The following is a 25309-nucleotide window of genomic DNA, read 5'->3' on the forward strand; positions in this document are numbered from 1 at the left end:
ACTAAAGATATAGTCTCAAAGCAGGAAAACAAAAAAAAGACACAGAAACTTATTCTGTGTCCTTAAACGTTTATAATTAAAGGGGGTCAACTTCTACCCCCTACTATACCGAATCATTATTTCACGCATGTTACAACATCGTTAAAACGGAATTACGATTGTATATTCTTGTGAAATCAAGCCTTTGGCTGCAATTTTTCTTGAAGTTCCTCAACAAAATGCTGAGCGGATTGGGCGGCAATGCTTCCATCGCCTGTAGCTGTAACGATTTGGCGCAATGTTTTTTCACGAACATCACCTGCAGCGAAAATACCAGGTACACGTGTTTCCATCCGATCATTCGTTTCAATATAGCCTGTTGAGTTCAAGATGCCCAAGTTTTCAAATGGTTTCGTTAGCGGAAGCATTCCGATATAAATGAATACACCGTCTGCGTCCATCACTGTCTCTTCTCCGTTTTCAGTGGAAACTAGTGTGACACCGCCGACCTTGCCGCCTTTTTCATTGATTTCCTTCAAAGTGTGATTCCAGATGAAGTTAATTTTCTCATTGGCAAATGCACGATCTTGAAGAATCTTTTGAGCACGAAGTTCGTCACGTCTGTGAACGATCGTCACTTTCGAAGCAAAGCGGGTTAAGTACACACCCTCTTCAACAGCAGAGTCTCCGCCGCCGATAACGAACAGTTCTTTTTGCTTGAAGAATGCACCATCACAAACTGCACAATACGATACACCGCGGCCGCCCAATTCTTTTTCGCCAGGAACGCCGATTTTCTTGTATTCGGCACCAGATGAAATGATGATTGAACGTGCTTTGAATTCCTTTGAACCGGCTTTGATCGTTTTATACTCTTCACCGTCGATGATTTCCTTAACATCCCCATAGGCATACTCCGCACCGAATTTCTTTGCATGGTCAAACATTTTCGTTGAAAGTTCAGGTCCGAGTATAGTGTCGAATCCAGGATAATTTTCAACTTCCTCCGTATTGGCCATTTGCCCGCCCGGTACCCCGCGTTCTAACATCAATGTTGAAAGGTTCGCACGTGATGTATAGACAGCCGCCGTCATCCCTGCAGGACCAGCTCCAATAATAACAACGTCATAAATTTTTTCAGACATGTTTTCACTCCTCCATATTCCATTACAAATGGAACCTTCACTACGGTTAGTGTTCCCTACCTATTATCCTATATAACAAATAATTTTTCGTCCAAATATCTGCTCATCCGAGTAAGTTTTGAACCAGCTTCACGTACTTAGATAAGGTGGACACCGAAATGAAATGTTTGTCTGCAATTGCCTGTTTGCTCGCCTTCTCACTTTTAAGCTGAATCCACACGTACTCCACCGCAGATGCCCATCCTGCAGGATTATTTAGCTTCTGCTCGGATTTCACCGCTTCTATGAAAACGGAAAACCACATTAAATAGAGCCCGGCTTCATTTAATTGTATCGGTTGGAAATGCTGATATAATAACTCAGCTGTGCGATCGGCAAAATCAATCGGTGTTAATTGGCGATCTTTAGCAGGACCTTGAACAAGTTCGGCATAATCACGTTCCAATTCAGTGAAATTCTGGTTTAGGTTGAGGACCTGGTTTTTCAATAGCTTCTGTTTATGAACCGAATGTTTCAGAAGGAAAATGGCAAAAAGCCTTTCTTCGATGAATTCACTTTCCAGCCTTTTTATAATAGAAGGAAAATGATGTTCAAAACCATCTGAAGTTGCATTCATATCTCCCCAAGGCTCCATGCCTTCCTTTTCCGGATTCATTTCCACGACCTTTTTCCATGCCTTTTTGGCAGCCTGTTCGTGGCCTAAGTGGTAAGCGGAAATGGTAAGCCAATAGTAGAAGGTTCCATCTCCTTCGAACCCTTGCTTTTGAAGTCCTTTAAGCCAATTATATGCAGAAGCATAATTTCCGATCAGAGCGAAGGTCGCTCCAAGCTTGAAACGGTGTTCGGATAGCATCGGCCTAATTTTCTCCAGCATCTGTATGAGCTCTTCAACCTTTGCCTCATCCTGTTGATAATGATGAAATACAACAAGGTTACAAAGCGCATGCAGGTTTCCCGGACTTTTTTCCAGTACCTCATCAAGTGTTGCAAAAGCTTCATTCACTTGACCAAGATAGAAATAGGCAAGTGCCAGGTTATTATAAGCGGACCAGTAATCCTCGTACTCGGCAATCGTTTCTTTCAGCACTTCGATCGCCTTCGGGAAATTGCCTGATTCCAGGTACTCGCGGGCTTGTTCCTGTTTGGTAATGAGCCCATCATGCTTAAAGGGATTTTCTTCTGACTCATCCGACTCAAAAGTTATCAATTCAAGCAAATCCTCTGCGTCATCGCTGAACTCCCCGTCTTCTTCTTTATCAAGATAAGCACTGGCGTGACGATAAGCCTCCTTGAACATGCCTAAGTGGGCATAATTATTCGCCAGGAAGTAATGACATTCCGACATATAAGGATCCATCACATCCAAGATGTTTTCCAAAAGGTTGTTTGAATAATTATATTCACCGATTTCCGAACAAGTGATAGCCAATTGACAAGCTATCATCGGTTCAGCAGGTTCAAGTTCCAGCGCACGTTCCAGGTATTTCTTTGATTTAGGTAATTCCCGTCTATGATAAGCTTTTAAACCCTTGGTGAAATAATACTCACCTGTTGGGTGAAAGGTTAGAATTTTTGCCTGTTGGCCAAATTTAGAGTCTTTACTCATGTAATCCTCCATCTACAAGTTGATTAACCATAGTATTATAACATATTGGAGAAAATTTGCCGAACAATTCAAGAAAATGGAAAACGGGAATCATCATGCTTTCTTCAAGAAAAATTGAAGCATTTTCCCTGTCATATGTTGATTCAGGATCACTGCCCGCCATCGTAAACACACACAAAAGCCCTCCTATTGACGGAGGGCAATCACCATTCATTCGGTTTCTTTCGGTTCGTCCTTATCGGCATGTCTAGCCTTCAATACATCAAGCACCGCTTGGAAAGGCAGCTCCTGCTCTTGAAGAAGAACGAATAAGTGATAGAGGAGATCGGCACTTTCCATCGAAAGTTCCTCTGCATCACGGTTCTTAGCAGCAATGATCACTTCTGCCGCTTCTTCACCGACTTTCTTCAGGATCTTATCAACGCCCTTATCGAATAGGTAGGTCGTATATGAACCTTCAGGCATTTCCGATTTTCTTTTTTCAATCAATCTTTCTAATTCCGTCAAGAAAGTCACATTCGCCTTCACGCCTTGTCCGGCTTCACCGTTTTGGTAAATCGTTTCGCTAAAACAGCTTGTTGCCCCAGTATGGCACGCAGGTCCTGCAGGCACGACCCGCACGACCAATGCATCTTGATCGCAGTCATACTTCATTTCGGTGATTTTCTGGATATTGCCGCTGGTTGCTCCTTTATGCCATAATTCATTGCGCGAACGGCTGAAGAAAACCGTTTCTCCTTTTTCAATCGACAATTGCAGAGATTCTTGATTCATGTAAGCAAGTGTCAGCACTTCGCCTGTTCCTGCATCTTGAATAATTGCCGGTACCAGACCTTTTTCGTCATATTTAATAGTTTCAAGATTCATCGTACAACCACTCCTTGTTGTTTGAGAAACGCTTTGACTTCTTTAACGGATGTTTCTTTATAATGAAAAATCGATGCCGCTAATGCTGCGTCGGCTTTACCTTCTTGGAAGGCTTCCTGGAAATGTTCAGCGTTGCCTGCCCCGCCAGATGCGATGACCGGAACTGAAACGGCTTCAGATACCGTTTTTGTCAAAGCGATATTAAACCCTTGTTTCTCGCCGTCACAATCCATGCTTGTCAATAAAATTTCCCCAGCACCGCGGGATACGGCTTCCTGCGCCCACTCGGTCACTTCCCATTCAGTCGGTTTCCGGCCGCCGTGGGTATATACGCGCCATGACCCAAGCCCTTCATCATATCGGGCGTCTATGGCAACCACGATACATTGGGAACCAAAATAATCAGCACCTTCATTAATTAACTCCGGACGCAGGATGGCTGCCGTATTTAGGGATACTTTATCGGCACCCGCCCTTAGGATCTTCTTCATATCCGCCAATGAATTAATGCCGCCGCCCACGGTGAACGGGATTGCCAAGCTGCCCGCTACCGCTTGAACGACGTCGACGATCGTTTCCCTGCCTTCATGTGATGCGGAAATATCCAGGAAGACAAGCTCATCGGCACCTTCTTGATCGTAAAAAGCTGCAAGTTCGACCGGATCTCCAGCATCCCTAAGGGAAACAAATTGTATGCCCTTGACTACGCGCCCATCTTTTACATCGAGACATGGAATAATTCGTTTAGTGAGCATTTAACCACGCACCTTTTCTAGTGCTTCTTCTACAGTAAAGCGGTTGGTATAAAGTGCCTTGCCGATGATAGCCCCTGCAATGCCTTGGGCTTCAAACTCCTTGAGGGTGATAAGGTCTTCGAGTGAACTAATGCCTCCTGAAGCAATCACGTTTTTACCAGTTGCCTCCGCCATGGCCAATATACCTTTCACATTCGGCCCTGAAAGCATGCCATCCGTCGCGATATCAGTCACGATAAAGGTCTCGGCACCAGCATCGGCCAGTAGTTTGCCAAGATCTACCGCAAGGGTTCCAGACGTTTGAAGCCAGCCATGAGTGGCAACCTTGCCATCCTTCGCATCGATCCCGATAGCGATATGGCTTCCATATTTCCTAATCATATCTTTAGTGAAATCAGGGTCTGAAACGGCCGAGCTGCCTAGAATGACACGTTCCACTCCATTATCCAGATAATGGGCTATATCCCGTTCCGTTCGGATGCCGCCGCCAATTTGAATGCGGGCTCCTAACTCACTTGCCGCTTTAATTACGTATGAATCATTGATTCTTACTCCCTCTTTAGCTCCGTCAAGGTCGACCATATGTATCCAACCGGCTCCTTGGTCTGCAAAGCTTTTAGCCATATCGAAGGGGGAATCACCATAAACGGTTTCCTGATTGTAATCTCCCTGGATTAAGCGGACGCATTTGCCTCCGCGCATATCAATCGCCGGGTAAATAGTAAAGTTGCTCATGCTTCTTCCTTCCCTTCTACTAATGACAGATAATTTCTCAAGAGTGACATGCCCATATTCCCGCTTTTTTCCGGATGGAACTGCATGCCGAACACATTCCCTTTACCGACGATCGCCGGAACTTCCACATCATACGTCGCCGAAGCGGTAACGAATGATTCATCTGTATCGACGTAGTATGAATGGACGAAATAAACATGTTCCTCTTCCAGCCCCTCATTCACTGGTGATGCGTGTTTGAATTCAAGTCGATTCCAGCCCATGTGCGGCACTTTATAAACCTTGTCATTCGCATCCACTCCCTTAAAACGAACGACTTTTCCCGGGATGAGGGATAATCCTTTTGCCGGTCCATTTTCCTCACTTTCATCAAAGAGAAGCTGCATACCAAGGCAGATGCCTAATAGGTATCCCCCATCCGCTACATATCCCCGCAGGAATTCATCCAGCTTTTGTTTTTCCAAAAGACTCATGGCATCCCTGAAAGAGCCAACGCCGGGAAGTATGATCCCTTTCGACTTTGAAAGTTCTTTTGGGTCATCGGAAATGAATGAATCGGCACCAAGGCGCTCAAGACCTTTACTTACAGAAAATAAATTCCCCATGCCATAATCGACGATCCCGATCATTTACAACATTCCTTTCGTCGAAGGGATGCCTTTGACACGTGGATCGATTGTCGTAGCTTCATCCAATGCACGGCCAAGCGCTTTGAATATTGCTTCGATCATATGATGTGTGTTGTGACCGTAATGAACGACTACATGAAGGTTCATCCTGGCTTCAAGAGCGAATTTCCAAAGAAACTCGTGCACCAGTTCAGTATCGAAAGTACCGACCTTTTGCGAAGGAAACTCAGCCCGGAACTCCAGATGCGGACGGTTGCTTAAATCGATGACAACCTGGGCGAGTGCTTCATCCATAGGTACGAAAGCATTTCCGTAACGCTTTATCCCGCGCTTGTCTCCAAGGGCCTCCAATAACGTCTGCCCCAAGCAAATGCCAATATCTTCAGTTGTATGGTGATCATCCACGTCTGTATCCCCATTTGCATCTACTGTCAAATCAAACTTCCCGTGTTTCGTGAACAAATCCAGCATATGCGTCATAAACGGAACGCCGGTCTTAATGGAGGAATTACCTTCCCCATCCACATCAAACTTCAAACTTATTTCCGTTTCATTCGTCTTTCGCTCCACACTTGCAAAACGTTCCATTACAGCTCCTCCTCAACGGGGTACGACCCCTTTTCCCAAGATGTAAAAGCATGTCTAAAGTCTTTATATCACAGATTTCACTTATTTAATCATTCAGGACCTTTTCCCGATTCATTCACGCCACGTGATTCGATGGCACGGGCATGGGCCTCAAGTCCTTCCATTCGGGCAAATGCTGCGATTTTTTCTGCATTTTTGCGGAAGGCCGTTTCACTATACATGATGATGCTCGATTTCTTTTGGAAATCATCCACATTCAGAGGGCTGGAAAAACGGGCGGTTCCATTGGTAGGCAACACATGATTGGGGCCTGCAAAGTAATCCCCTACGGGCTCCGAGCTAAAGCGGCCAATGAAGATTGCACCGGCATGGCGGATTTTAGCCATGATTTCAAGTGCATCTTTGGTCACAATTTCCAAATGTTCCGGTGCAAGTTCATTAATCGCTTCAACAGCTTCTGCCATATTCCCACATACAACGATTCTTCCATAATCCCTTATCGATGCTGCAGCAATATCATGACGCGGAAGCAACGCCACCTGCTTGGTCACTTCTTCTGCCACTTCTTCTGCAAGAGATGTAGACGTCGTGACCAAAACACTGCAAGCCCGGGCATCATGCTCCGCCTGTGATAACAAGTCTGCCGCAACTTCTGCAGCGATGGCCGTTTCGTCCGCCAAGACCGCTATTTCACTTGGACCTGCGATCATATCAATGGCGACATCCCCGAATACTTCGCGCTTCGCTAACGCCACATATATATTTCCCGGACCCACTATTTTATCCACTTTCTTAATTGTTTCCGTCCCATAAGCGAGGGCAGCTATGGCCTGAGCCCCGCCAACTTTATAGATTTCCTTAACTCCGGCAATTTTGGCGGCTGCCAAAACCGCTGGCGATAATTTCCCATCTTTCCCTGGAGGAGATACCATAACGATCCGTTCCACCCCCGCGGCCTTCGCAGGCAGTGCATTCATCAATACTGACGAAGGATAGGCCGCTGTGCCTCCAGGTACATAAACACCTACAGCATCAAGAGGTGTCAATTTTTGTCCTAGCATCGTTCCTGTATCATCAGTCGTAAACCATGAATTTCGAATTTGTTTCTCGTGAAACATTCGGATATTATTCGCAGCTTCTTGAATAATATCAAGCTGCTCAGCAGTCAATGCCGCTGTCGCTTCTTCCATTTCCTGCTCCGATACAAGCAATTCTCCTGGACTGACACCATCGAAACGTTCGGTATAGGTATGTAAAGCCGCGTTTCCGCGTTTCCTGACATCATAAATAATATCCTGAACCGCTTTTCTTTGATCGGCAGTACCTGCTTCAACCGAGCGTTTCAGGGAAATCCCTTCAGCAAACCGTTCTATTTTCATACCTTCACCTCATTAGCGATTCTTTACTATTCAATAATTTCTGCTAGCCGTTCCACGATTTCGGTAATCCTTGCTTCTTTAATTCGATAGCTGACAGGGTTTGCTACCAGCCTCGAAGTCACATTGGCGATTTTCGCATATTCCACAAGACCGTTTTCCTTCAATGTCCGCCCGGTTGAAACAATATCGACGATCCGTTCAGCTAAACCAATTAACGGTGCTAACTCAATAGACCCATTCAACTTTATAATCTCGACTTGCTCCCCCTGCTCGCGAAAATAACTGGAAGCAACATTCGGGTATTTACTGGCTATTTTGGGGGCGATGTCACTTATTTTCGTACCAGGCAGTCCAGCTACGGCCAAGTAGCAGGCACTGATTTTCAAATCAAGTAACTCATAGACATCACGTTCTTCCTCAAGCATGACATCCTTCCCTGCAATTCCAATGTCAGCGACGCCGTGTTCCACATAGGTTACGACATCCATCGGTTTAGCTAAAATGAACCGCAGATTCTCTTCTTCCACCTCAAGGATCAATTTCCGGGAATCATCAAACTCGGGAGGGAGACGAAAACCGGCCCTTCTTAATAGCTCTGCCGCTTCTTCAAATATTCTCCCTTTCGGCATGGCAATCGTTAAAAAGCTATTATTCATCTTTTCCATTCCCCCCGTTCCCCACGAATAAATGAACTTCAGAAAATGTCCGTGTAAAAGCATCGACATTTTGGACGACTGTAATATCTTGAATCGTTACCGATTTCCCTTCGGAGCGTTTTTCCCTTGCAAAACCGATCGCTTCCAATCTTCGTTCGGGACTGAATAAAATACATTCTGGCGCGACAGGCTGAATCGGCTCCCCAAGAGCTTCTGCAAGACGATCCACCCGGATTGCAAAACCTGTGGCTGAAGCATTCCAGCCGAACTTCTCAAGCAGATTATCATACCGGCCGCCATTGCCGATTGGAGAGCCGACTTGTCCGGCATACACTTCAAATAAAGTTCCCGTGTAATAACTCATATGACTGACCAATGTTAGGTCGAAGCTCACATATTGTTCAACGTCAAATTCTTTTAGCTGTGCAGACAATTCCTTCAGTTCAGCCAAAGAATCTTGCCCTTTATTATTTTCAACCAACCCTAGCGCCTTTTCCATGGTTCCTTCACCGCCACGTAAGGAGGTAAATTCGATAAGCCGTTGTTTATCAATGGATGAAAGCGGAAGTGATTTAACATGCTCGCGAAAACCAACATAATTTTTTTCATACAAAAACTTCCTTAATATAGAGGCCCTTTCCTCCGTACCTAGAATGCTCAAGAAAAACTCTTGCAGAAATCCGATATGTCCAATGGAAATTTTAAATTCCTGAAGCCCTGCAGCCTTTAGAGCATCCGCAAGCAGGGCAATCATTTCAGCATCGGCACTTATTGACTTATTTCCGATACATTCAATGCCAATCTGTTCGAATTCTGCCGGCTTGCCTCCTTCACGCTGCTGTGCCCGGTATACATTCGCGGAATAGGCCAGGCGAAGCGGAATTTGCTGTTTTAGCAGTTTGGATGCTGCGACCCGTGCAATGGGCGCTGTCATCTCGGGACGGAGTACGAGCGTATGCCCCTGGGAATCAAGAAGTTTAAACAACTGTTGATCCAATATTGCTGAAGCCTCGCCAATTGTTTCATAATATTCCAAAGCTGGCGTTTCAATAAATTGATAGCCCCACTTCTTGATTTCATCACTCATTTTATTTCTGGCCGACACTTTCGTTTCATACAGCACCGGCAATGTATCTCTCATGCCTAATGGTTTTTCAAACATAAATGGCTTTGTCACGACTGCACATCCTTTTGCAATATTGATTACTATCTATATCCAATCGGTCCGCCTATAGGCAAAAACCGATGCACCCATTCCCTATTTTGTTTATCCTTTATCTTTCCAAGGTTTTCACGCTTAAATCCAAATTTCGGATAACATATAAAAATAGTATCAAATAAAATGACATAATCCTATAAATAATCGCAATAATCTATTAAATCACTTTAGTTCGCTAATATGGTAGCAGGTTGAAGTTATTAATAGTTTACCCCTGCCCCCACCTCACGTCAAGGAAAATATGCCTAATCCCATTCCTTAAATACCACGTCGGTCTTGGATATTCTTCATGATCGGTTTAAGCCCTTTTCCCCGGATACTTCTTCCTATCTTTAGCCATTCATTGTTATTAATGTGTACCTTTTGGTTTAGCTGTTTTATAATACATAGGTGTTTGGCAATATTAGAGAAATTTAGGGGGATATGGGAATGAAGAAATATTTTTCGTTTTTTGTGGCACTTATCGTTCTTTTTTCACTGGGTTCAAGCGGAACGAAGGGTTTTGCGGCAACCAAGATCAACCAGGATGAGCTTAATGCATACCTTTCTGAAGTTAGAATGACGCAAGAAGAATTGGAAGAGTATTTATCCTATTATGACTTAACATTGAATGAACTGAAATCGGTAGAAGAGTTGCGTGAAACATTAGGACCTGCCGTCACTCCTGAGACCTTACAGAATCTACTTAAACAATATGAAATGACAGAAGCTGAACTTACTGAATTATTAATGGAATACGGCGAACTGGAAGAGGGTGATTCCATCATCGATACCTTCCATTTCATTTACGACATTGAGGATATCATCGATTTGGAAATGGATTATGATGAGGAAGAGATGGAATATGACGAGGAAGAGATCAGCGATTTAATGGATGGTCTCTTTACTGAGATCGGCCTTACTGACGAAGAGCTCGACAGATTCATGAACCACCTTTTGCCTATCGTCGAAGAACCTTCTTTTGAATCTCGTTTAATGGCGATCTCCGATAGGATGAATCAACTCGAGTATTTTGAAACAATTGATGAATTATCTGCAGAACAAGTGGCAGAATTGCTTTCGATATATAATGATCTTCAAAGCTTGCTGAAAATTCAATTCAAATTTTCTTTAATTCAGGATGGTGTCACGACAAACCTATCCCTTGAGGCATTATTCCAGCTTAAGGAATTGACGAATGCTAGTTTACTAGTTTCCATTTATGATTTAAACGGCCATTTCCTGCTCGATTTTACATTGACTGGTGAAATGATCGGTTCCGATTTAGTGAAAGAAACCGGCAATGACATGAAACAGTCCACCGAGGTCATTTCTAAAGTGGCTGAGTTAAAAAAAGAAAAGAAGAAACCTTCGAAACCTGAGCATAAAACGGAAAAAGGCGGAGTGCTTCCTAAAACGGCAGGTAATTATTTATTCGGTGCTTTATGCGGTTTAGTGTTGATGGGTATCGCTTTCGGATTAATTAGAAAAGCGGGACTCACTAATTAAGATGAGCAAAAATAGGCAATCCAGGCATAAGAAAAAATCGTTGCTTATCACTGCTGTTTGCTTTTTAACCTTAGGTTTTTATTTTACAACGACAAACGCTTATACGCTGTTAAAAGGCTATGCCCTATATAAATGGAATGAATCTGACACGACGGAAGCGACGGCTAAGCTCCCCGAACCGAAGACGAAAGCAAATAGTCCCGATGGGCTTGAACTATATGAAGAACGACCGGAGACCGGTGATTTGATGGGTGAGCTTTATATCCCAAAAATCGAGGCAACACTCCCAATTTATCACGGAACGGACGAAGATGAACTCGAAAAGGGCGTCGGTCACTATGCGGGGTCCGTCCTTCCCGGTGAAAAGGATAATTCCGTTTTATCCGGTCATCGAGATACAATTTTCAGAGATCTAGGTGAAGTCGGCGAGGGTGACTTGCTGATTGCCAAGACAGAAGCAGGTTCGTTTACATATAAAGTGAGAAAGGTCCGTATCGTCGATGCGGTTGACCGTACCGTGATCGTTCCCAAGCCTAAAGCCACACTTACAGTAACAACCTGCTACCCTTTTTCATATATTGGTAGTGCACCGGAACGGTACGTATTGGTTGCCGATTTATTGAAATCGGAATAGATAAATGAGATGCGGGGCTGAAGTCGTTCAGCTCCCTCTTCATGAATCTTTACTAGATGATAGGAGGACAAGCTCGATATGGAAAAACAGGCACAGGAAAGGTTTTTTCAAATTTTAAAAGAAACGTATGAGACTACGGTGAACCATGAAAATATATCAATCAACGAAGTGATAGAGCATCTAAAGAATGAACTGACTCCGTTATACCCAAAGTGCCATTAAAAAAGGACCTGCCGCATATAGGGGCAAGTCCTTTCTTTTATCATAAGGAAGTTTGCTGCTCTCTCTCAAGCATTTCCTCTTTGGTATATATGATTTTCATTGGATTCCCCCCAACGAAAGCTCCCTCCGGAACATCCTTATGGACAAGCGTCCCCGCAGAGACAATCGCCCCATTACCAATTGAAAGTCCTGGAAGAATGGTCGAATTCGCGCCAATCAATACTTCATCGCCAATGACCACTTCTCCTAAACGATATTCATGAATCAAATATTCATGAGCAAGGATCGTCGTATTATAGCCAATGACAGTATTTATTCCGACCGATATTTTTTCCGGAAACATCACATCCGGCATGACCATCAAGGCAAACGAAGTATGCTTCCCGACCTTCATATGTAAAAAAGTCCTGTATAGCCAATTCTTCATGCCCAGAAAAGGCGTGTAACGCGCTATCTGTATCACCACAAAATTCTTGACGACTTTCCAGAATGGAACGGTCTTAAATACATGCCATAGTGAATTGGCCCCTTCAACTGGATAGCGGGACGTGCGCCTCATTTTTTTCTAGCCTCCGTGAGTTTTTCAACCTCAACGATATTCAATAAATCCGCCATCTGCTCAAGCATATAATCAGGGTGATAGCTTTCCAGGAATTCACGGCCTTTAATGGACCAGGAGACCCCTGCCGTTTTTGTACCTGTATTTTTCCCGCCCATGATATCATGATAACTGTCGCCAATCATGATCGCTTCTTCAGGGACCGAACCGAGTTGATGTAAAGCTTTTACCAAAGGCTCTGGGTCCGGCTTTGCCTTTTCCACCTCATCCAGTGTGACCACCACTTCAAAGAACTGATCCAGTTTGCTTAAACGCAGGCCCTTTTCGACGACATCACGCTTCTTTGTCGTAACGACCGCCAATTTATAACCGCTCTGCTTCAGCGTTTGAACGGTTTCGAACACCCCGTCAAATTGTGTGACAAGCAAATCATGGTTCCTCCAATTATGCTCCCGATAGTATGCGATCATTTCATCCACACGTTTTGGATCAATGGAGGAAAACGTATCGACCAAAGTCGGTCCGATAAATGGAATGATATCTTCCCGCTTGTACTTTCCAGGACAAAAGTGGTTTAAAGTTTCTGTAAAAGAGGCGATGATCAATTCATTTGTATTAATCAACGTACCATCAAGATCAAATAATAATGTAGTTATGTTACTGTTCATATACAGCTTCCTTTCTCTGTACCCTATCAGTCCGATTCCATATATACGCAACGACCATCGTTAAAACAATGGCAGTGAGCAGCCGAATAAGTAACAGCGGCAAGACCGGAATCCCCAGCGGAATAAAAATCAGTGTGTCTTCTACAACAGCATGGCAGGCAACTAAAAAGATGAATGCAATCGTCATATCCTTCTTCGAAACATTATCCTCTTTAGCCGCTTGAATCATTACGCCTGCGCCATATGCCAAACCGAGAGTCAGGCCTGTAACGAAAGGCATGGAAGCATTCGGCTTCATCCCCAGGACCTTCATGAAAGGAGCAAGGGTCTTCGAGAAGGCTTCCAGCCACTTTAAATCCTTCATGATTTGAACCGCCACCATGAGCGGAATAACGATTACCGCCAGCTGGCCAATTCCTGAAAGGGCCTGGATGACCCCATGCAAAAGGATTGCTCCCGTTCCGTTAATCTCTGCAGCCTCCCCGATAGCCGTTCCTTGGGCCATTTCAGATCCGCCCTGCCAAACAAGATTGATGACGACCGCGGACAAAAGCGCAAGCCCGATCCGTACTGTTAGAATGACCCACAGCTTGACACCGGTTTTCATCGCCACACCTGACTCAATCAATAAATTATGTGAAAAAGATAGCATCATAGCGATGATAAAAACTTCTTTCACAGTCAAATCAAGCGTTAATATGCCAGCAATCGCTGCGTATAAATTCAGGAAATTCCCTAATACAAGAGGAATTGCAGCATCCCCTGGAAGACCGATGAGATTCATCAAAGGCGCTATCAAGTTGATGATGAACGGCAATACAGGCGTATATTGAAGCACAGTGACGATCAGAGTAACCGGAAATATCACTTTCCCCAAAGACCAGGTTGTATTCAAGCCTGAAAGAAGTCCCTTTTTAACCGAATCCACTATCACTATGCCCTCTCCCTTTTCACATATTACCTATGCATCTAAATATCTTTTGTCTGCATGCCCGCGGACCCTTCTATAGACCACTAAAGCAATGGCTACAACTACCAACACTATCGAAATCACTTGTGCGATACGCAGTGACTCCGTCAGCATCAAACTGTCCGTCCGCAATCCTTCGATGAAATAACGTCCGATGGAATACCATATTACATAGGTTAAAAAAAGTTCTCCCCTGCGCAAGTTCACTTTCCGTAAACTTAAGAGAATTATGACTCCGAGGATATTCCAAATCGATTCATACAAGAAGGTAGGGTGATAATACGTACCGTTTATGTACATTTGATTTATGATGAATTCAGGCAAATGCATATTTTCAAGGAATGACCTTGTTACTTCTCCCCCATGCGCTTCCTGATTCATGAAATTACCCCAACGGCCAATCGCCTGCCCCAACAATAAGCTCGGTGCAGCAATATCAACCAGCTTCCAAAATGAGACCTTCTTGACCTTTGCAAAAACGATTGCAGTCAGCACCGATCCGATCAACGCACCATGTATGGCAATTCCGCCATTCCATATTTTTATGATATCCCCCGGGTTTTGTGAATAGTACTCCCATTGGAAGATCACATAATAAATACGGGCACTAATGATCGCGATCGGGACAGCAAACAAAATCAAATCAGTAAATATTTCCTTATCAAGACCTCTTCGCTCAGACTCCCTTAATGCGATAATAAGTCCCAATAACACACCGAAACCGATGATTAGCCCATACCAATGTACCTGGATGGGCCCTAGATCAATCGCTATCGGATTCAGCGGCTGTATTCCTTGTTCCATTTTGTCCCCTCTTTTCCTGTAACCTTTTAAAATTCATCATGTTCCGGATCTGCAATGGCATGGTTCAAGCGATCTGAAAACTGTTCTGCAGCATTTACTCCCATTCGTTTCAGGCGGTAATTCATGGCTGCCACTTCAATGATAACAGCTAAATTTCGCCCTGGACGGACAGGTACGGTAATTTTCGTCACTTCCGTATCGATGATTTTCATTTTCTCTTCATCAAGGCCAACCCGGTCATACTGCTTATTTTTTTCCCATAGTTCCAGATTGATGACGATTGAGATCTTTTTATTGCTGCGGACTGCACCAGCTCCAAAAAGTGTCATTACATTTATGATTCCCAATCCCCTAATTTCAAGAAGATGTTCGATTAAATCCGGGGCATTCCCGACCAGTGTATCTTGATCTTCCTGCCTGATTTCGACGCAGTCATCGGCTACAAGACGATGACCCCGTTTCACTAATTCCAGGGCTGTCTCACTTTTACCGACTCCGCTTTTACCGGTGATCAACACACCTAAACCATAGATATCCACCAATACACCATGAACGGCAGTGGTTGGCGCCAACCTGCTTTCAAGGAAATTGGTCAGACGGCTGTATAACCTTGTCGTCTTCATATTGGATCTCATCACAGGAACGGATTCCCGCTCAGAAGCTTCGATCAATTCTATCGGCACTTCCTGACCACGCGTAATGATGATTCCTGGAGTGAAGTCCCGGCACAACTCTTCCATCCTCTGTATTCGATCCGGTTCATTCAACCGATTAAAAAAGGACATCTCCGTCATACCTAAAAGCTGTACTCGATCTGCTGGATAATAATCAAAAAAACCGGCTATTTCAAGTCCGGGACGAGATAAATCACTCGTGACGATCGGTCGGTTAATTCCTTCTTCCCCACTGATAAGTTCTAGACCGAACGCTTCTACTATATCCTTTGTACGGACTTTTGCCATATATCTTTCCTCCTTCTGGAGCGATGCTATTTTTTGAGATACTTTTTCTATTTTAGCATTTTTCTGTTAATAACCAAACAATGCATTATCGATTTATCGTTTTTTTATTCACTCCGCACGGATTGGCCACGTGAACAGGAAAGAGATGAGGATGAACATAAATAAAAGAAAGCCCGCCATTTTATATTGGCCGGCTCACTTTGGAGACGAAAGGGATAGGAAAACGTACCTTTCATCAAATGATATTCCCGAACCAACTCCAAGCACCCCCTTAGGTGTGGTTTCGCTAAAATTGCATGTTGATTTCCGCTCCAGTCACTCGCTTATCCAGAGGCAGTCGTGGAGCCTCCTCGGCTTGCGCCTGCGGGGTCTCCCCTAGACGCGCTTTTCCCGCAGGAGTCTCGTACCTCCCTCTCCAATCAACCTTATTATTAAATTTTGAACAATCCATAAAAAAATGCAGGCAAACTCGTTTTCCATCGAGTTTGCCTGCATTTTGCGCCGCCAGTGAACTTCCCTTTTCAGGAAACCGTTATTGCTGCAGTCTTCGTTTCTGCAAAAACATGAAGCACAGGAACCTCTTCTTTAACCGTCTTGAACTTAAGGACCTTCTGAACCACATCACTTTTCTCTTCGATGATGGTCATCCCTTCCAAAGTTACATTAAAGCTTCCTAAATTGGATTTCAACTCTCCTTCGATCGCCTTGCCTGGAGGCAGGGTCAGCTGGACTTTTCCAGTGACTGACTTAGCATGGATCGAATCGCAATCCATTCCTGAATTCGTACAGATGACTTCACCATTGAACGTTTGGACATCCAATTTCTTGAAGTACCCATCGGCATTAATTGCTCCATTCAAGGTCTCGGCTTCCAAGTCATTAAAATTGGTATCTGAAATGGTGATCATCCCGTTACCAGTTTCAAGCTCACAGAAATCACCCGTACCCTGCATGATATGAATGGCACCATTCGCCGTTTTCGCTTTAAAGTTCTCTGATTTCAATGATTCAGCCGTGATTGCGCCATTGAACATCCTTACATGAATGTCCTCATATTCCTTTCTTGGAATGTACATGGTCGTATCAACCTTTATGGATTTTTCACGAACCTTGAACTTCAACTTTCCATTTTCAATCGTGAAATCGACTTCTTCCAAAAAGTTTTTCCTGGCTTCTTCTATATCTTCCACACGGTATACCTTAGCTTGGCATTCCACCCGGACATCATCATGGTCCCATGCGGCGATTTTCATTTTCCCATTTGCTATATCTACATCAACTACATTCAGGAAATCTTGATCATGCTGGAAAATATGACTGACCTCCACAGATTTCCCGAAATTGAAATCAAGATCCGTTTCTTTGATTTTCTTAAAAGCACTTTCAACGAAATCCATAATCTTTTCTTTCGATGACTGGATATTCTTCTTAAACGTATCCTGATTGCTTCCTTCGCTTTTCTTATCCACGACCACCGTCGATAATTCATTTTGCAATTTCTGCTCTTTAGCTTCACTTTCCTGACTGGCTTTATCTAATTCTTCCAATAGGCCCATGGCTTCTTCCGCTGATAACTTTCCATCCTGAATCATTTCTAAAATTTTCTTTCTTTCCTCCTGCATGAACATTCCTCGCTTTCTTCTATCATTTTATTCATACATACGCCTAGATATCTAAAAAGTTTCATAAATACCGTTTTTCCCATCATTCGACAAACTAAAATGACAATTTCCGAAAAGGAAGATGTTTGATTTCCCCGGAAATATCTTGTTTTCCCATTCTTTAATCAAATGATTGATTAAATGCACACCGTCATTTTTCTACAAAAAAACAAGCCTGATGGCTTGTTCAAGACTGTAGATAAACTCGAAGAAAAGCCAGTTTGCCTGCAGTTTTTATTTAAAAACGTTCCAATTGATTTCAGAAATCCGCTCCCCGCCGACTGTCTGCCAGGCCACCTCACTGCAAGCGGCTGTGGGGTATTGGCTAGCCAGTTATTCGGCAGGAGTGTCGCAAATTTCTTCAATCCAATAAGGATTACTGTAAAAAACCATTAAGGAAAATCTAGTCTTGGTTTAAAATCATGGTTCGGCATTAGACCGTTCCGAACCCTTTTTGTCTAAAACCTTAATAAGCCTGATGGCTTGTTCTTTTAAGCATGTTCATGCTCTGTTTCTTTTTCTTCAATCCAATTTTCCATACGAATTTGATCACGGGTAAGTACAGGTTTTAAATATTTTCCCGTATACGATTCGGAAACTTCACATATTTTTTCAGGTGTTCCATAAGTGACGATCGTACCGCCCTTATCTCCGCCTTCCGGTCCCAGGTCAATAATATGGTCCGCCGTCTTGATGACATCCAGATTATGTTCGATCACCAAAACTGTATCCCCATTGTCAACCAGCCGCTGAAGCACCTGGAGCAGCCTTGCTATATCGTGGACATGAAGTCCGGTAGTCGGTTCATCCAAGATATAAAATGAGCGCCCAGTGGAACGGCGATGCAATTCAGAAGCGAGTTTCACCCTTTGCGCTTCACCGCCTGATAAAGTGGTGGCAGGCTGTCCAAGCTTGATGTAACCCAAACCAACGTCATAAATCGTTTGTAGCTTCCGTTTGATTTTTGGGATATTTTCAAAGAAACTTACGCCTTCCTCGACTGTCATATCGAGGATGTCGGATATATTTTTCCCTTTATATTTCACTTCAAGTGTTTCCCGGTTATAACGCTTACCATGACAGATTTCACATGGGACATATACATCTGGGAGAAAATGCATTTCAATCTTGATAATGCCATCACCTCGGCATGCTTCACAGCGGCCGCCCTTCACATTGAAACTGAACCTGCCTTTTTTATAACCGCGTATCTTCGCTTCATTAGTCGAGGCAAATACGTCACGAACATCATCGAACACACCCGTATAGGTAGCTGGATTCGATCGTGGGGTCCTGCCAATTGGTGATTGGTCAATATCAATGACTTTATCTAAATGCTCAACTCCCTTAATCTCGCGGAAATCACCTGGTCTGGCTTTTGCCCGATTCAGCTTTTGAGCCAAAGATTTATGGAGGATTTCATTCACTAATGTACTTTTCCCTGATCCAGATACTCCTGTAACGGCTGTAAAGACCCCAAGTGGGAATTTCACATTAACGTTTTTCAGATTATTTTCCTTGGCACCTTTTATCTCAATGACACGGCCATCATTTTTCCGGCGTTCCAATGGCAATGGAATGAATTTCTTCCCTGCCAAATATTGACCCGTTAAGGATTTAGGGTCATTCATGACCTCTTCCGGAGTACCGGCGGCCACTATTTCCCCTCCATGCGCTCCGGCTCCTGGACCAACATCAATCAAATAATCCGCAGCAATCATCGTATCTTCATCATGCTCGACAACAATCAGGGTGTTCCCGATTTCGCGCATATTCTTCAATGTTTCGATCAAACGGTCGTTATCCCTCTGATGCAGCCCTATTGAAGGTTCATCCAAAATATAGAGGACTCCCGTTAAACGGGAACCGATCTGCGTCGCCAATCTTATACGCTGCGCTTCACCGCCGGATAATGTTCCCGCTGCCCTGCTCAACGTCAAATATTCCAAACCTACATTAGCCAGGAAACCGAGCCGCTCACGAATTTCACGTAAAATCAATCTCGCAATTGCCGCTTCCTTTTCAGTCAAATCAAGCTCATCGAAAAATACTAATGCATCTTCCACTGATAAAGCTGTCGTTTCACTTATATGGACCCCTTGAATGAGCACGGAAAGACTCTCTTTCTTCAAACGGTGACCCTTACAGGTTGGACAGTGATGTTCTGACATGTATTTCTGCATTTGCTCACGAATATAGTCTGAACTCGTCTCCTTGAAGCGCCTTTCGATGTTTCTTAAAACTCCTTCAAATGGAATATATCCTTCTTGCACTCTTCCAAAATCATTTTTATAACGGAAATATATCTTATCTTTACCTGAACCAAGCAAGACCTTATCCATCTTCTCTTCCGGTAAATCTTTAACGGGCACATCCATATCTATTCCATAATGGTTGGCTACCGCTTCAAGGAGCTGAGGATAATATTGAGAACTCGTCGGCTCCCATGGCGCAATCGCATGTTGACGGAGGCTTAATTCGTTATTCGGGATGACGAGATCACGGTCCACCTCAAGCCTCGCCCCCAAGCCATCACAATCCGGACAGGCCCCGAACGGGCTATTGAAGGAAAACATCCTCGGCTCTAACTCTTCAATCGAAAATCCGCAGTATGGACAAGCATGATGTTCACTGAAAAGCAGCTCTTCCTCACCCATTACGTCAATGATGACTTTGCCTTCACCAAGCTGTAAAGCACTTTCCAATGAATCTGCAAGCCTGGCCATGATCCCCTCTTTAATGACGATCCGGTCAATGATGACTTCAATCGAATGTTTCTTATTTTTTTCGAGAGTGATTTCCTCACTGAGATCATGCATTTCCCCGTTCACACGAATGCGGACATAACCTTGTTTCTTAACATCCTCCAAAACCTTCGCATGTGTCCCTTTTCTGCCTGAGACGAGCGGTGCCAATACTTGAAGCTTGGTTCTCTCAGGGTAATCAAGAATGCGGTCCACCATTTGTTCGATCGTTTGTGAGGTGATTTCAATATTATGGATCGGACAGGTCGGCCTGCCGACCCGTGCAAATAACAGCCTTAAATAATCATAGATCTCCGTAACAGTCCCTACAGTTGAACGAGGATTCCGACTGGTCGTTTTCTGGTCTATGGAAATGGCTGGTGACAAACCTTCGATCGCATCGACATCCGGTTTATCCACTTGGCCTAAGAATTGACGAGCATAAGCGGACAGTGATTCCACATAACGTCTTTGCCCTTCTGCATAAATCGTATCAAAAGCCAAGGAAGACTTTCCAGATCCGGATAATCCGGTAAGCACAACAAGTTTGTCTCTCGGTATCGTGATATCAATATTCTTTAAATTGTTGGCCCTGGCGCCTTTTATCACAATTTTATCCATTGCCATGTTTCGTCACCCTTCCGCTTTTAACTCTAGTAATAAATCACGCAGCTCGGCAGCTCGCTCGAAGTCCAGTGCCTTTGCCGCTTCCTTCATTTCTTTTTCCATGCTTGCCATCACTTTTAAACGCTCTTTTTTAGGGAGCTTCGCAAGGCTTGGTGCAAGATCTTCCTTATACTCTTCGCCTTCTTCGGCTACATGCGTCGCCCTTATGGAGTCACGGATATCCTTTTGAATGGTTTGAGGCATTATTCCATGCTCTTCATTATACTTCTCCTGGATTTCACGGCGCCGCCTCGTTTCATTGATGGCAATTTCCATCGAATTCGTGATGCGGTCTGCATACATGATGACATGGCCGTTGGCATTACGGGCTGCACGGCCCATCGTTTGAATAAGCGAACGTTCCGAGCGAAGGAACCCTTCCTTATCGGCATCCAAAATGGTAACTAACGACACTTCCGGGATATCCAGGCCTTCCCGTAAAAGGTTGATTCCAACGAGTACATCATATTTGCCCATTCGGAGTTCCCGGATGATTTCTATCCTTTCCAAGGTCTTCACTTCCGAATGAAGATATTGGACCTTGATGCCGATTTCCTTTAAGTAATCAGTTAAATCTTCAGACATCTTTTTCGTCAAGGTCGTTATGAGCACACGCTCGTTCTTTTTGACGCGCTCCTGTATTTCACCGATCAGGTCATCTATCTGACCTTCAATCGGCCGCACTTCTACCGTCGGATCCAGCAATCCGGTAGGACGGATGATTTGCTGAACCATTTCTGGTGTATGTTCGAGTTCATATGGTCCCGGAGTTGCCGAAACGAATATGGATTGATGGACCTTTTTTTCAAATTCTTCAAATCTTAGCGGGCGGTTATCTTTCGCAGACGGCAGACGGAAGCCATGGTCGACGAGCACTTGCTTCCGCGCCTGATCTCCATTGAACATTCCGCGGATTTGCGAAAGGGTTACATGTGATTCATCCACGACCAATAGGAAATCCTCTGGAAAGTAATCTATTAAAGTGTATGGTGTCGCACCTGAGGGACGAAGCGTCAAATGACGGGAATAGTTCTCGATCCCAGAACAAAAGCCCATTTCCCGCATCATTTCCAAATCATAGCGGGTCCGCTGCTCCAAGCGCTGTGCTTCAAGGAGCTTTTCATCTTCCCTTAATTCCTTCAGTCTCTCTTCCAGTTCCGTTTCGATATTTTGAATGGCTATCCGCATTTTCTCTTCGCGGGTTACGAAGTGGGAAGCCGGGAAAATGGCGATATGTTCCCGTTCACCGGTAATTTCACCGGTCAGGGCATCGACTTCACGGATACGGTCGATCTCATCCCCGAAAAACTCGACCCGTACACAATGTTCATCACGGGAGGCCGGGAAAATTTCGACGACGTCGCCGCGAACGCGGAAGGTCCCCCGTTGGAAAGCAATATCATTCCTCTCATATTGAATATCCACGAGTCTGTGCAGCAAGGCATTCCGGTCTATTTCCATGCCAGTTCGGAGGGAAACGACCATCTCCCGGTACTCTTCAGGAGAACCGAGTCCATATATGCACGAAACACTGGCAATGATGATGACATCTTTCCTTTCGAACAAAGATGATGTGGCCGAGTGACGCAGTTTATCGATTTCATCATTGATGCTTGCATCTTTTTCGATGAATGTATCCGTGGATGGAACATAAGCCTCTGGCTGGTAGTAATCATAATAGCTAACGAAGTATTCGACGGCATTATTAGGGAAGAACTCTTTGAACTCACTGTAAAGCTGCCCTGCCAACGTTTTATTGTGGGCAATGACAAGAGTCGGTTTATTGATCTTTTGGATCACATTGGAAACGGTGAACGTTTTCCCTGTACCCGTTGCCCCCAATAACGTCTGCATTTCCTTGCCTTCCTTAATCCCTTCGACCAGCATTTCAATTGCTGCCGGCTGATCTCCTTGAGGAGAGTATTTTGAGACTAACTCAAACTTATCCTTCACCAAGCATGGCCTCCTATTGAAATATTTTTATATGAAAACGGGACATGCCTATATCCCTTCTATTTATTCCGGTTTAATAAAGCATATATACACATTCTACCACAATAGCCTTAAAACAAACCAGCAATAAGCGAACATCCATTCGATTCTTGTTTTAATGAACTTCATGATGTGTTGAGGGGAATGACAAGTTTGAGTACAAAAAAAGCACCTTTGATGTCAGGCGCTCTTGGATGTACGTTTCATCATTCTTTTTGATAACCAAAATCCCACTGTCAGGGATAAGGCATCGACGATGATCAATAAGTTTGTATGCGTATAACCTTTATATGCGGAAGCTGTAATCAAGGCAACAGTTAAAACAAGGCCTACGACATTGTTATAGGTGACTCTTGAAAATAGCATGACAAGTAGACAAGGAAGGAAAAGGGCAGAAAGAATTTTAATCATTTTTTCATCTCCTTTATAAGAGAAAAATAGAGTAATTTCAGTTTAAATGATTATGAAGTTTTTTGCCAATCAATTTCCTGCTTGATTTTTAAAAAGGCATCCTTGGAAGAGCATCCACACATCCATTAATTATGCCCATAAAAAAAAGAGGCAAACCCCTTTATAAGGAAGTTTGCTTCTTTTCAGTTCAATCAATATGGATCCGCTCCATGTCCTTTTCTAACGGCGGCCTCAGGGTTATCCGTCCCACCCAGTGGTTTTGAAGATTCCGTATGTTCTGAGGCCGCGGCCAGTCCCTCTTTCAATCTGCGGCCATACTCTTCATCGGCCTCTTCGGCAAGTGCTATCATTTTTTCCTGAATGCGCTTGTCGGCAGGAGCCAATGCCGCCACTAAATTGGAGATTAAATCGTCTTTTTCCCAATCCTCGAATTCCCGGTACGTTTCCCCGGCCTGTTTCGTATTGTTTTGGCGATCGATTGTCTCACGGACAAGTTTCCCTTCCACCATAGGTGTATACTCTTTGCCCGTTTGATTGGCTTCCTTCAAGCCGCCGACAGTGGATGGTTCGTAGTTGATGTGGGGGCTTTGGCTGCCTCTGCCAACTTCATATTGCATCTGTCCGCCAGTCTGATTCGTGGCAGTTCGTTTCTTTGGAGCATTGATCGGCAGTTGCAAATAATTCGCGCCAACACGGTGACGCTGTGTATCGGAATAAGAGAATGTACGTCCCTGTAACATCTTGTCATCAGAAAAATCCAGTCCATCCACTAGGACACCGGTACCGAATGCAGCCTGTTCGACTTCAGTGAAATAGTCTTCAGGGTTTTTATTCAATACCATCGTACCGACATGCAGCCATGGGAACTCATCTTTCGGCCAGATTTTCGTATCATCCAGCGGATCGAAATCCAATTCAGGATGATCATCATCACTCATGATCTGTACGTTGAGATCCCATTCCGGATAGTCCCCGCGTTCGATCGCTTCATATAGATCCTGTGTGGCATGATTGAAATTCGTAGCTTGAATTTCATTGGCCTCTTGCTGCGTCAGGTTCTTGATCCCTTGTTTCGGTTCCCAATGATACTTGACGAGCACCGCTTTCCCTTCCTCATTCACCCATTTATAAGTATTGACCCCTGATCCTTGCATCATCCGGTAGTTAGCTGGGATGCCCCAAGGGGAAAACACAAAGGTAACCATATGGAATGTTTCAGGCGAACTCGAGCAAAAATCGAAAATCCTCCTGCCGTCCTGAATATTCGTGACCGGATCCGGTTTGAATGCATGAATCAAATCCGGGAATTTCATGGCATCACGGATAAAGAAAATTTTCAGGTTATTGCCTACAAGATCCCAGTTTCCATCTTCCGTATAAAATTTAACGGCAAATCCCCTTGGGTCACGTAACGTTTCCGGGGACGTCCCTCCATGAATAACAGATGAAAATCTCACGAATACCGGGGTTTTTTTACCTTCTTCCTGAAAAACCTTCGCTCTCGTATATTTTGAAATTGGCTCGTCCCCCGCTTTACCTGTCGGAACGAAATAACCATGCGCACCTGCACCGCGGGCATGCACAACCCGTTCAGGGATGCGCTCCCTATCGAAGTGGCTGATCTTTTCCAGGAAATCATAGTTCTCAAGTGTACTAGGACCTCTGTTCCCTACAGTTCTTAGACTCTGGTTATTCGTTACCGGGTGCCCTTGCCTGTTCGTTAATGTTTCATTCGTTTCATCATTTGTTTTTTTGGATTTATCAGACAAAAAAATCCCTCCTTTGTTAATAAAGGCCACAATACTACTATACTTTCCCTCATTTCCTATATTTAACTCTTCAATCTTCAAAATTTAATTGAAATTAGGTAAATAAGTACTTTTCCCCTATATATCGATGAGCCTATTTTCATGCCATTAACGACTTGAAGAGTTTAGTAGTTGGAGTGAGCATACCCATTTTTGTATAAG

The 25309-nt window shown here is 44.1% G+C and carries 24 protein-coding genes; 3 read left to right on the forward strand and 21 right to left on the reverse strand.

Annotated elements, in window-relative coordinates; genetic code table 11:
* Positions 1–176 precede the first annotated feature (176 nt).
* The 11 genes from trxB to ACJ9PY_RS25310 form a co-directional block, all read right to left on the reverse strand.
* Entirely contained in the window at positions 177–1124 is a 948-nt protein-coding gene (gene trxB / locus ACJ9PY_RS25260; protein ID WP_034309960.1) for a thioredoxin-disulfide reductase, read from the reverse strand.
* A gap of 103 nt (positions 1125–1227) precedes the next feature.
* Positions 1228–2730: a tetratricopeptide repeat protein gene (locus ACJ9PY_RS25265; RefSeq protein WP_053536816.1), complete on the reverse strand. Its 1503-nt coding sequence runs from the start codon at positions 2728–2730 to the stop codon at positions 1228–1230.
* Positions 2723–2902 carry a hypothetical protein gene (locus ACJ9PY_RS25270; protein ID WP_034309955.1) on the reverse strand — a complete coding sequence of 60 codons (180 nt, stop codon included), beginning with the start codon at positions 2900–2902 and terminating at the stop codon, positions 2723–2725. The genes ACJ9PY_RS25265 and ACJ9PY_RS25270 overlap by 8 nt, the downstream gene beginning before the upstream one ends.
* Before the next feature lie 38 nt (positions 2903–2940).
* Positions 2941–3597 (reverse strand): bifunctional phosphoribosyl-AMP cyclohydrolase/phosphoribosyl-ATP diphosphatase HisIE, encoded by a 657-nt coding sequence (hisIE, locus tag ACJ9PY_RS25275; RefSeq protein WP_057278112.1) that lies wholly within the window; start codon positions 3595–3597, stop codon positions 2941–2943.
* Positions 3594–4352 (reverse strand): imidazole glycerol phosphate synthase subunit HisF, encoded by a 759-nt coding sequence (hisF, locus tag ACJ9PY_RS25280; protein WP_034309948.1) that lies wholly within the window; start codon positions 4350–4352, stop codon positions 3594–3596. The genes hisIE and hisF overlap by 4 nt, the downstream gene beginning before the upstream one ends.
* The gene (gene hisA, locus ACJ9PY_RS25285) at positions 4353–5087 is read right to left on the reverse strand and encodes a 1-(5-phosphoribosyl)-5-[(5-phosphoribosylamino)methylideneamino]imidazole-4-carboxamide isomerase (RefSeq protein WP_034309946.1); all 735 of its coding nucleotides are present in this window, start codon (positions 5085–5087) and stop codon (positions 4353–4355) included.
* Positions 5084–5716, reverse strand: a complete 633-nt coding sequence (gene hisH, locus ACJ9PY_RS25290) for an imidazole glycerol phosphate synthase subunit HisH (RefSeq protein ID WP_063574705.1) — start codon at positions 5714–5716, stop codon at positions 5084–5086. Before hisH ends, hisA begins: the two co-directional genes overlap by 4 nt.
* Complete coding sequence (gene hisB / locus ACJ9PY_RS25295; protein ID WP_048688005.1) at positions 5717–6304, reverse strand: imidazoleglycerol-phosphate dehydratase HisB; 588 nt, start codon at positions 6302–6304, stop codon at positions 5717–5719.
* Between the two features lie 89 nt (positions 6305–6393).
* Positions 6394–7683: a histidinol dehydrogenase gene (gene hisD, locus ACJ9PY_RS25300; RefSeq protein ID WP_063574704.1), complete on the reverse strand. Its 1290-nt coding sequence runs from the start codon at positions 7681–7683 to the stop codon at positions 6394–6396.
* A 26-nt stretch (positions 7684–7709) separates the two neighbouring features.
* Complete coding sequence (gene hisG, locus ACJ9PY_RS25305; protein ID WP_034311625.1) at positions 7710–8339, reverse strand: ATP phosphoribosyltransferase; 630 nt, start codon at positions 8337–8339, stop codon at positions 7710–7712.
* Positions 8332–9516: an ATP phosphoribosyltransferase regulatory subunit gene (locus ACJ9PY_RS25310; RefSeq protein ID WP_411739239.1), complete on the reverse strand. Its 1185-nt coding sequence runs from the start codon at positions 9514–9516 to the stop codon at positions 8332–8334. The genes hisG and ACJ9PY_RS25310 overlap by 8 nt, the downstream gene beginning before the upstream one ends.
* A gap of 471 nt (positions 9517–9987) precedes the next feature.
* Here ACJ9PY_RS25310 and ACJ9PY_RS25315 point away from each other — a divergent pair, with 471 nt between their 5' ends.
* From ACJ9PY_RS25315 to ACJ9PY_RS25325, 3 genes are all read left to right on the forward strand, one after another.
* Positions 9988–11046 carry a processed acidic surface protein gene (locus ACJ9PY_RS25315; protein WP_411739240.1) on the forward strand — a complete coding sequence of 353 codons (1059 nt, stop codon included), beginning with the start codon at positions 9988–9990 and terminating at the stop codon, positions 11044–11046.
* A 1-nt stretch (position 11047) separates the two neighbouring features.
* Positions 11048–11680, forward strand: coding sequence for a class D sortase (locus ACJ9PY_RS25320; protein WP_411739241.1), 633 nt, complete (start codon positions 11048–11050; stop codon positions 11678–11680).
* Positions 11681–11758: 78 nt separating this feature from the next.
* Positions 11759–11902, forward strand: a complete 144-nt coding sequence (locus tag ACJ9PY_RS25325) for a hypothetical protein (protein ID WP_268936019.1) — start codon at positions 11759–11761, stop codon at positions 11900–11902.
* Between the two features lie 40 nt (positions 11903–11942).
* Here the strand turns inward: ACJ9PY_RS25325 and ACJ9PY_RS25330 are convergent, their stop codons facing one another.
* The 10 genes from ACJ9PY_RS25330 to ACJ9PY_RS25375 form a co-directional block, all read right to left on the reverse strand.
* Positions 11943–12461, reverse strand: coding sequence for an acyltransferase (locus ACJ9PY_RS25330; RefSeq protein ID WP_034309938.1), 519 nt, complete (start codon positions 12459–12461; stop codon positions 11943–11945).
* Positions 12458–13129 (reverse strand): pyrophosphatase PpaX, encoded by a 672-nt coding sequence (ppaX, locus tag ACJ9PY_RS25335; protein ID WP_057278119.1) that lies wholly within the window; start codon positions 13127–13129, stop codon positions 12458–12460. The genes ACJ9PY_RS25330 and ppaX overlap by 4 nt, the downstream gene beginning before the upstream one ends.
* Positions 13119–14063, reverse strand: a complete 945-nt coding sequence (locus ACJ9PY_RS25340) for a nucleoside recognition domain-containing protein (RefSeq protein WP_095679205.1) — start codon at positions 14061–14063, stop codon at positions 13119–13121. The genes ppaX and ACJ9PY_RS25340 overlap by 11 nt, the downstream gene beginning before the upstream one ends.
* A 27-nt stretch (positions 14064–14090) precedes the next feature.
* Complete coding sequence (gene lgt / locus ACJ9PY_RS25345) at positions 14091–14903, reverse strand: prolipoprotein diacylglyceryl transferase (RefSeq protein ID WP_057278121.1); 813 nt, start codon at positions 14901–14903, stop codon at positions 14091–14093.
* Positions 14904–14929: 26 nt separating this feature from the next.
* Complete coding sequence (hprK, locus tag ACJ9PY_RS25350; RefSeq protein ID WP_034309933.1) at positions 14930–15865, reverse strand: HPr(Ser) kinase/phosphatase; 936 nt, start codon at positions 15863–15865, stop codon at positions 14930–14932.
* A gap of 521 nt (positions 15866–16386) precedes the next feature.
* Positions 16387–17487 carry a DUF4097 family beta strand repeat-containing protein gene (locus tag ACJ9PY_RS25355; protein ID WP_034311618.1) on the reverse strand — a complete coding sequence of 367 codons (1101 nt, stop codon included), beginning with the start codon at positions 17485–17487 and terminating at the stop codon, positions 16387–16389.
* A gap of 530 nt (positions 17488–18017) precedes the next feature.
* A complete protein-coding gene (gene uvrA / locus ACJ9PY_RS25360; RefSeq protein ID WP_034309930.1) occupies positions 18018–20897 on the reverse strand; it encodes an excinuclease ABC subunit UvrA in 2880 nt (959 codons plus the stop codon).
* 6 nt (positions 20898–20903) lie between these two features.
* A complete protein-coding gene (gene uvrB, locus ACJ9PY_RS25365) occupies positions 20904–22889 on the reverse strand; it encodes an excinuclease ABC subunit UvrB (protein WP_098185592.1) in 1986 nt (661 codons plus the stop codon).
* A 219-nt stretch (positions 22890–23108) separates the two neighbouring features.
* Positions 23109–23339 (reverse strand): CsbA family protein, encoded by a 231-nt coding sequence (locus tag ACJ9PY_RS25370; protein ID WP_034309928.1) that lies wholly within the window; start codon positions 23337–23339, stop codon positions 23109–23111.
* Positions 23340–23530: 191 nt separating this feature from the next.
* Complete coding sequence (locus tag ACJ9PY_RS25375; RefSeq protein WP_411740333.1) at positions 23531–25114, reverse strand: catalase; 1584 nt, start codon at positions 25112–25114, stop codon at positions 23531–23533.
* Positions 25115–25309 lie beyond the last annotated feature (195 nt).

The sequence above is a fragment of the Peribacillus sp. S4 genome, assembly GCF_046715815.1.
Lineage (GTDB): Bacteria > Bacillota > Bacilli > Bacillales > DSM-1321 > Peribacillus > Peribacillus frigoritolerans.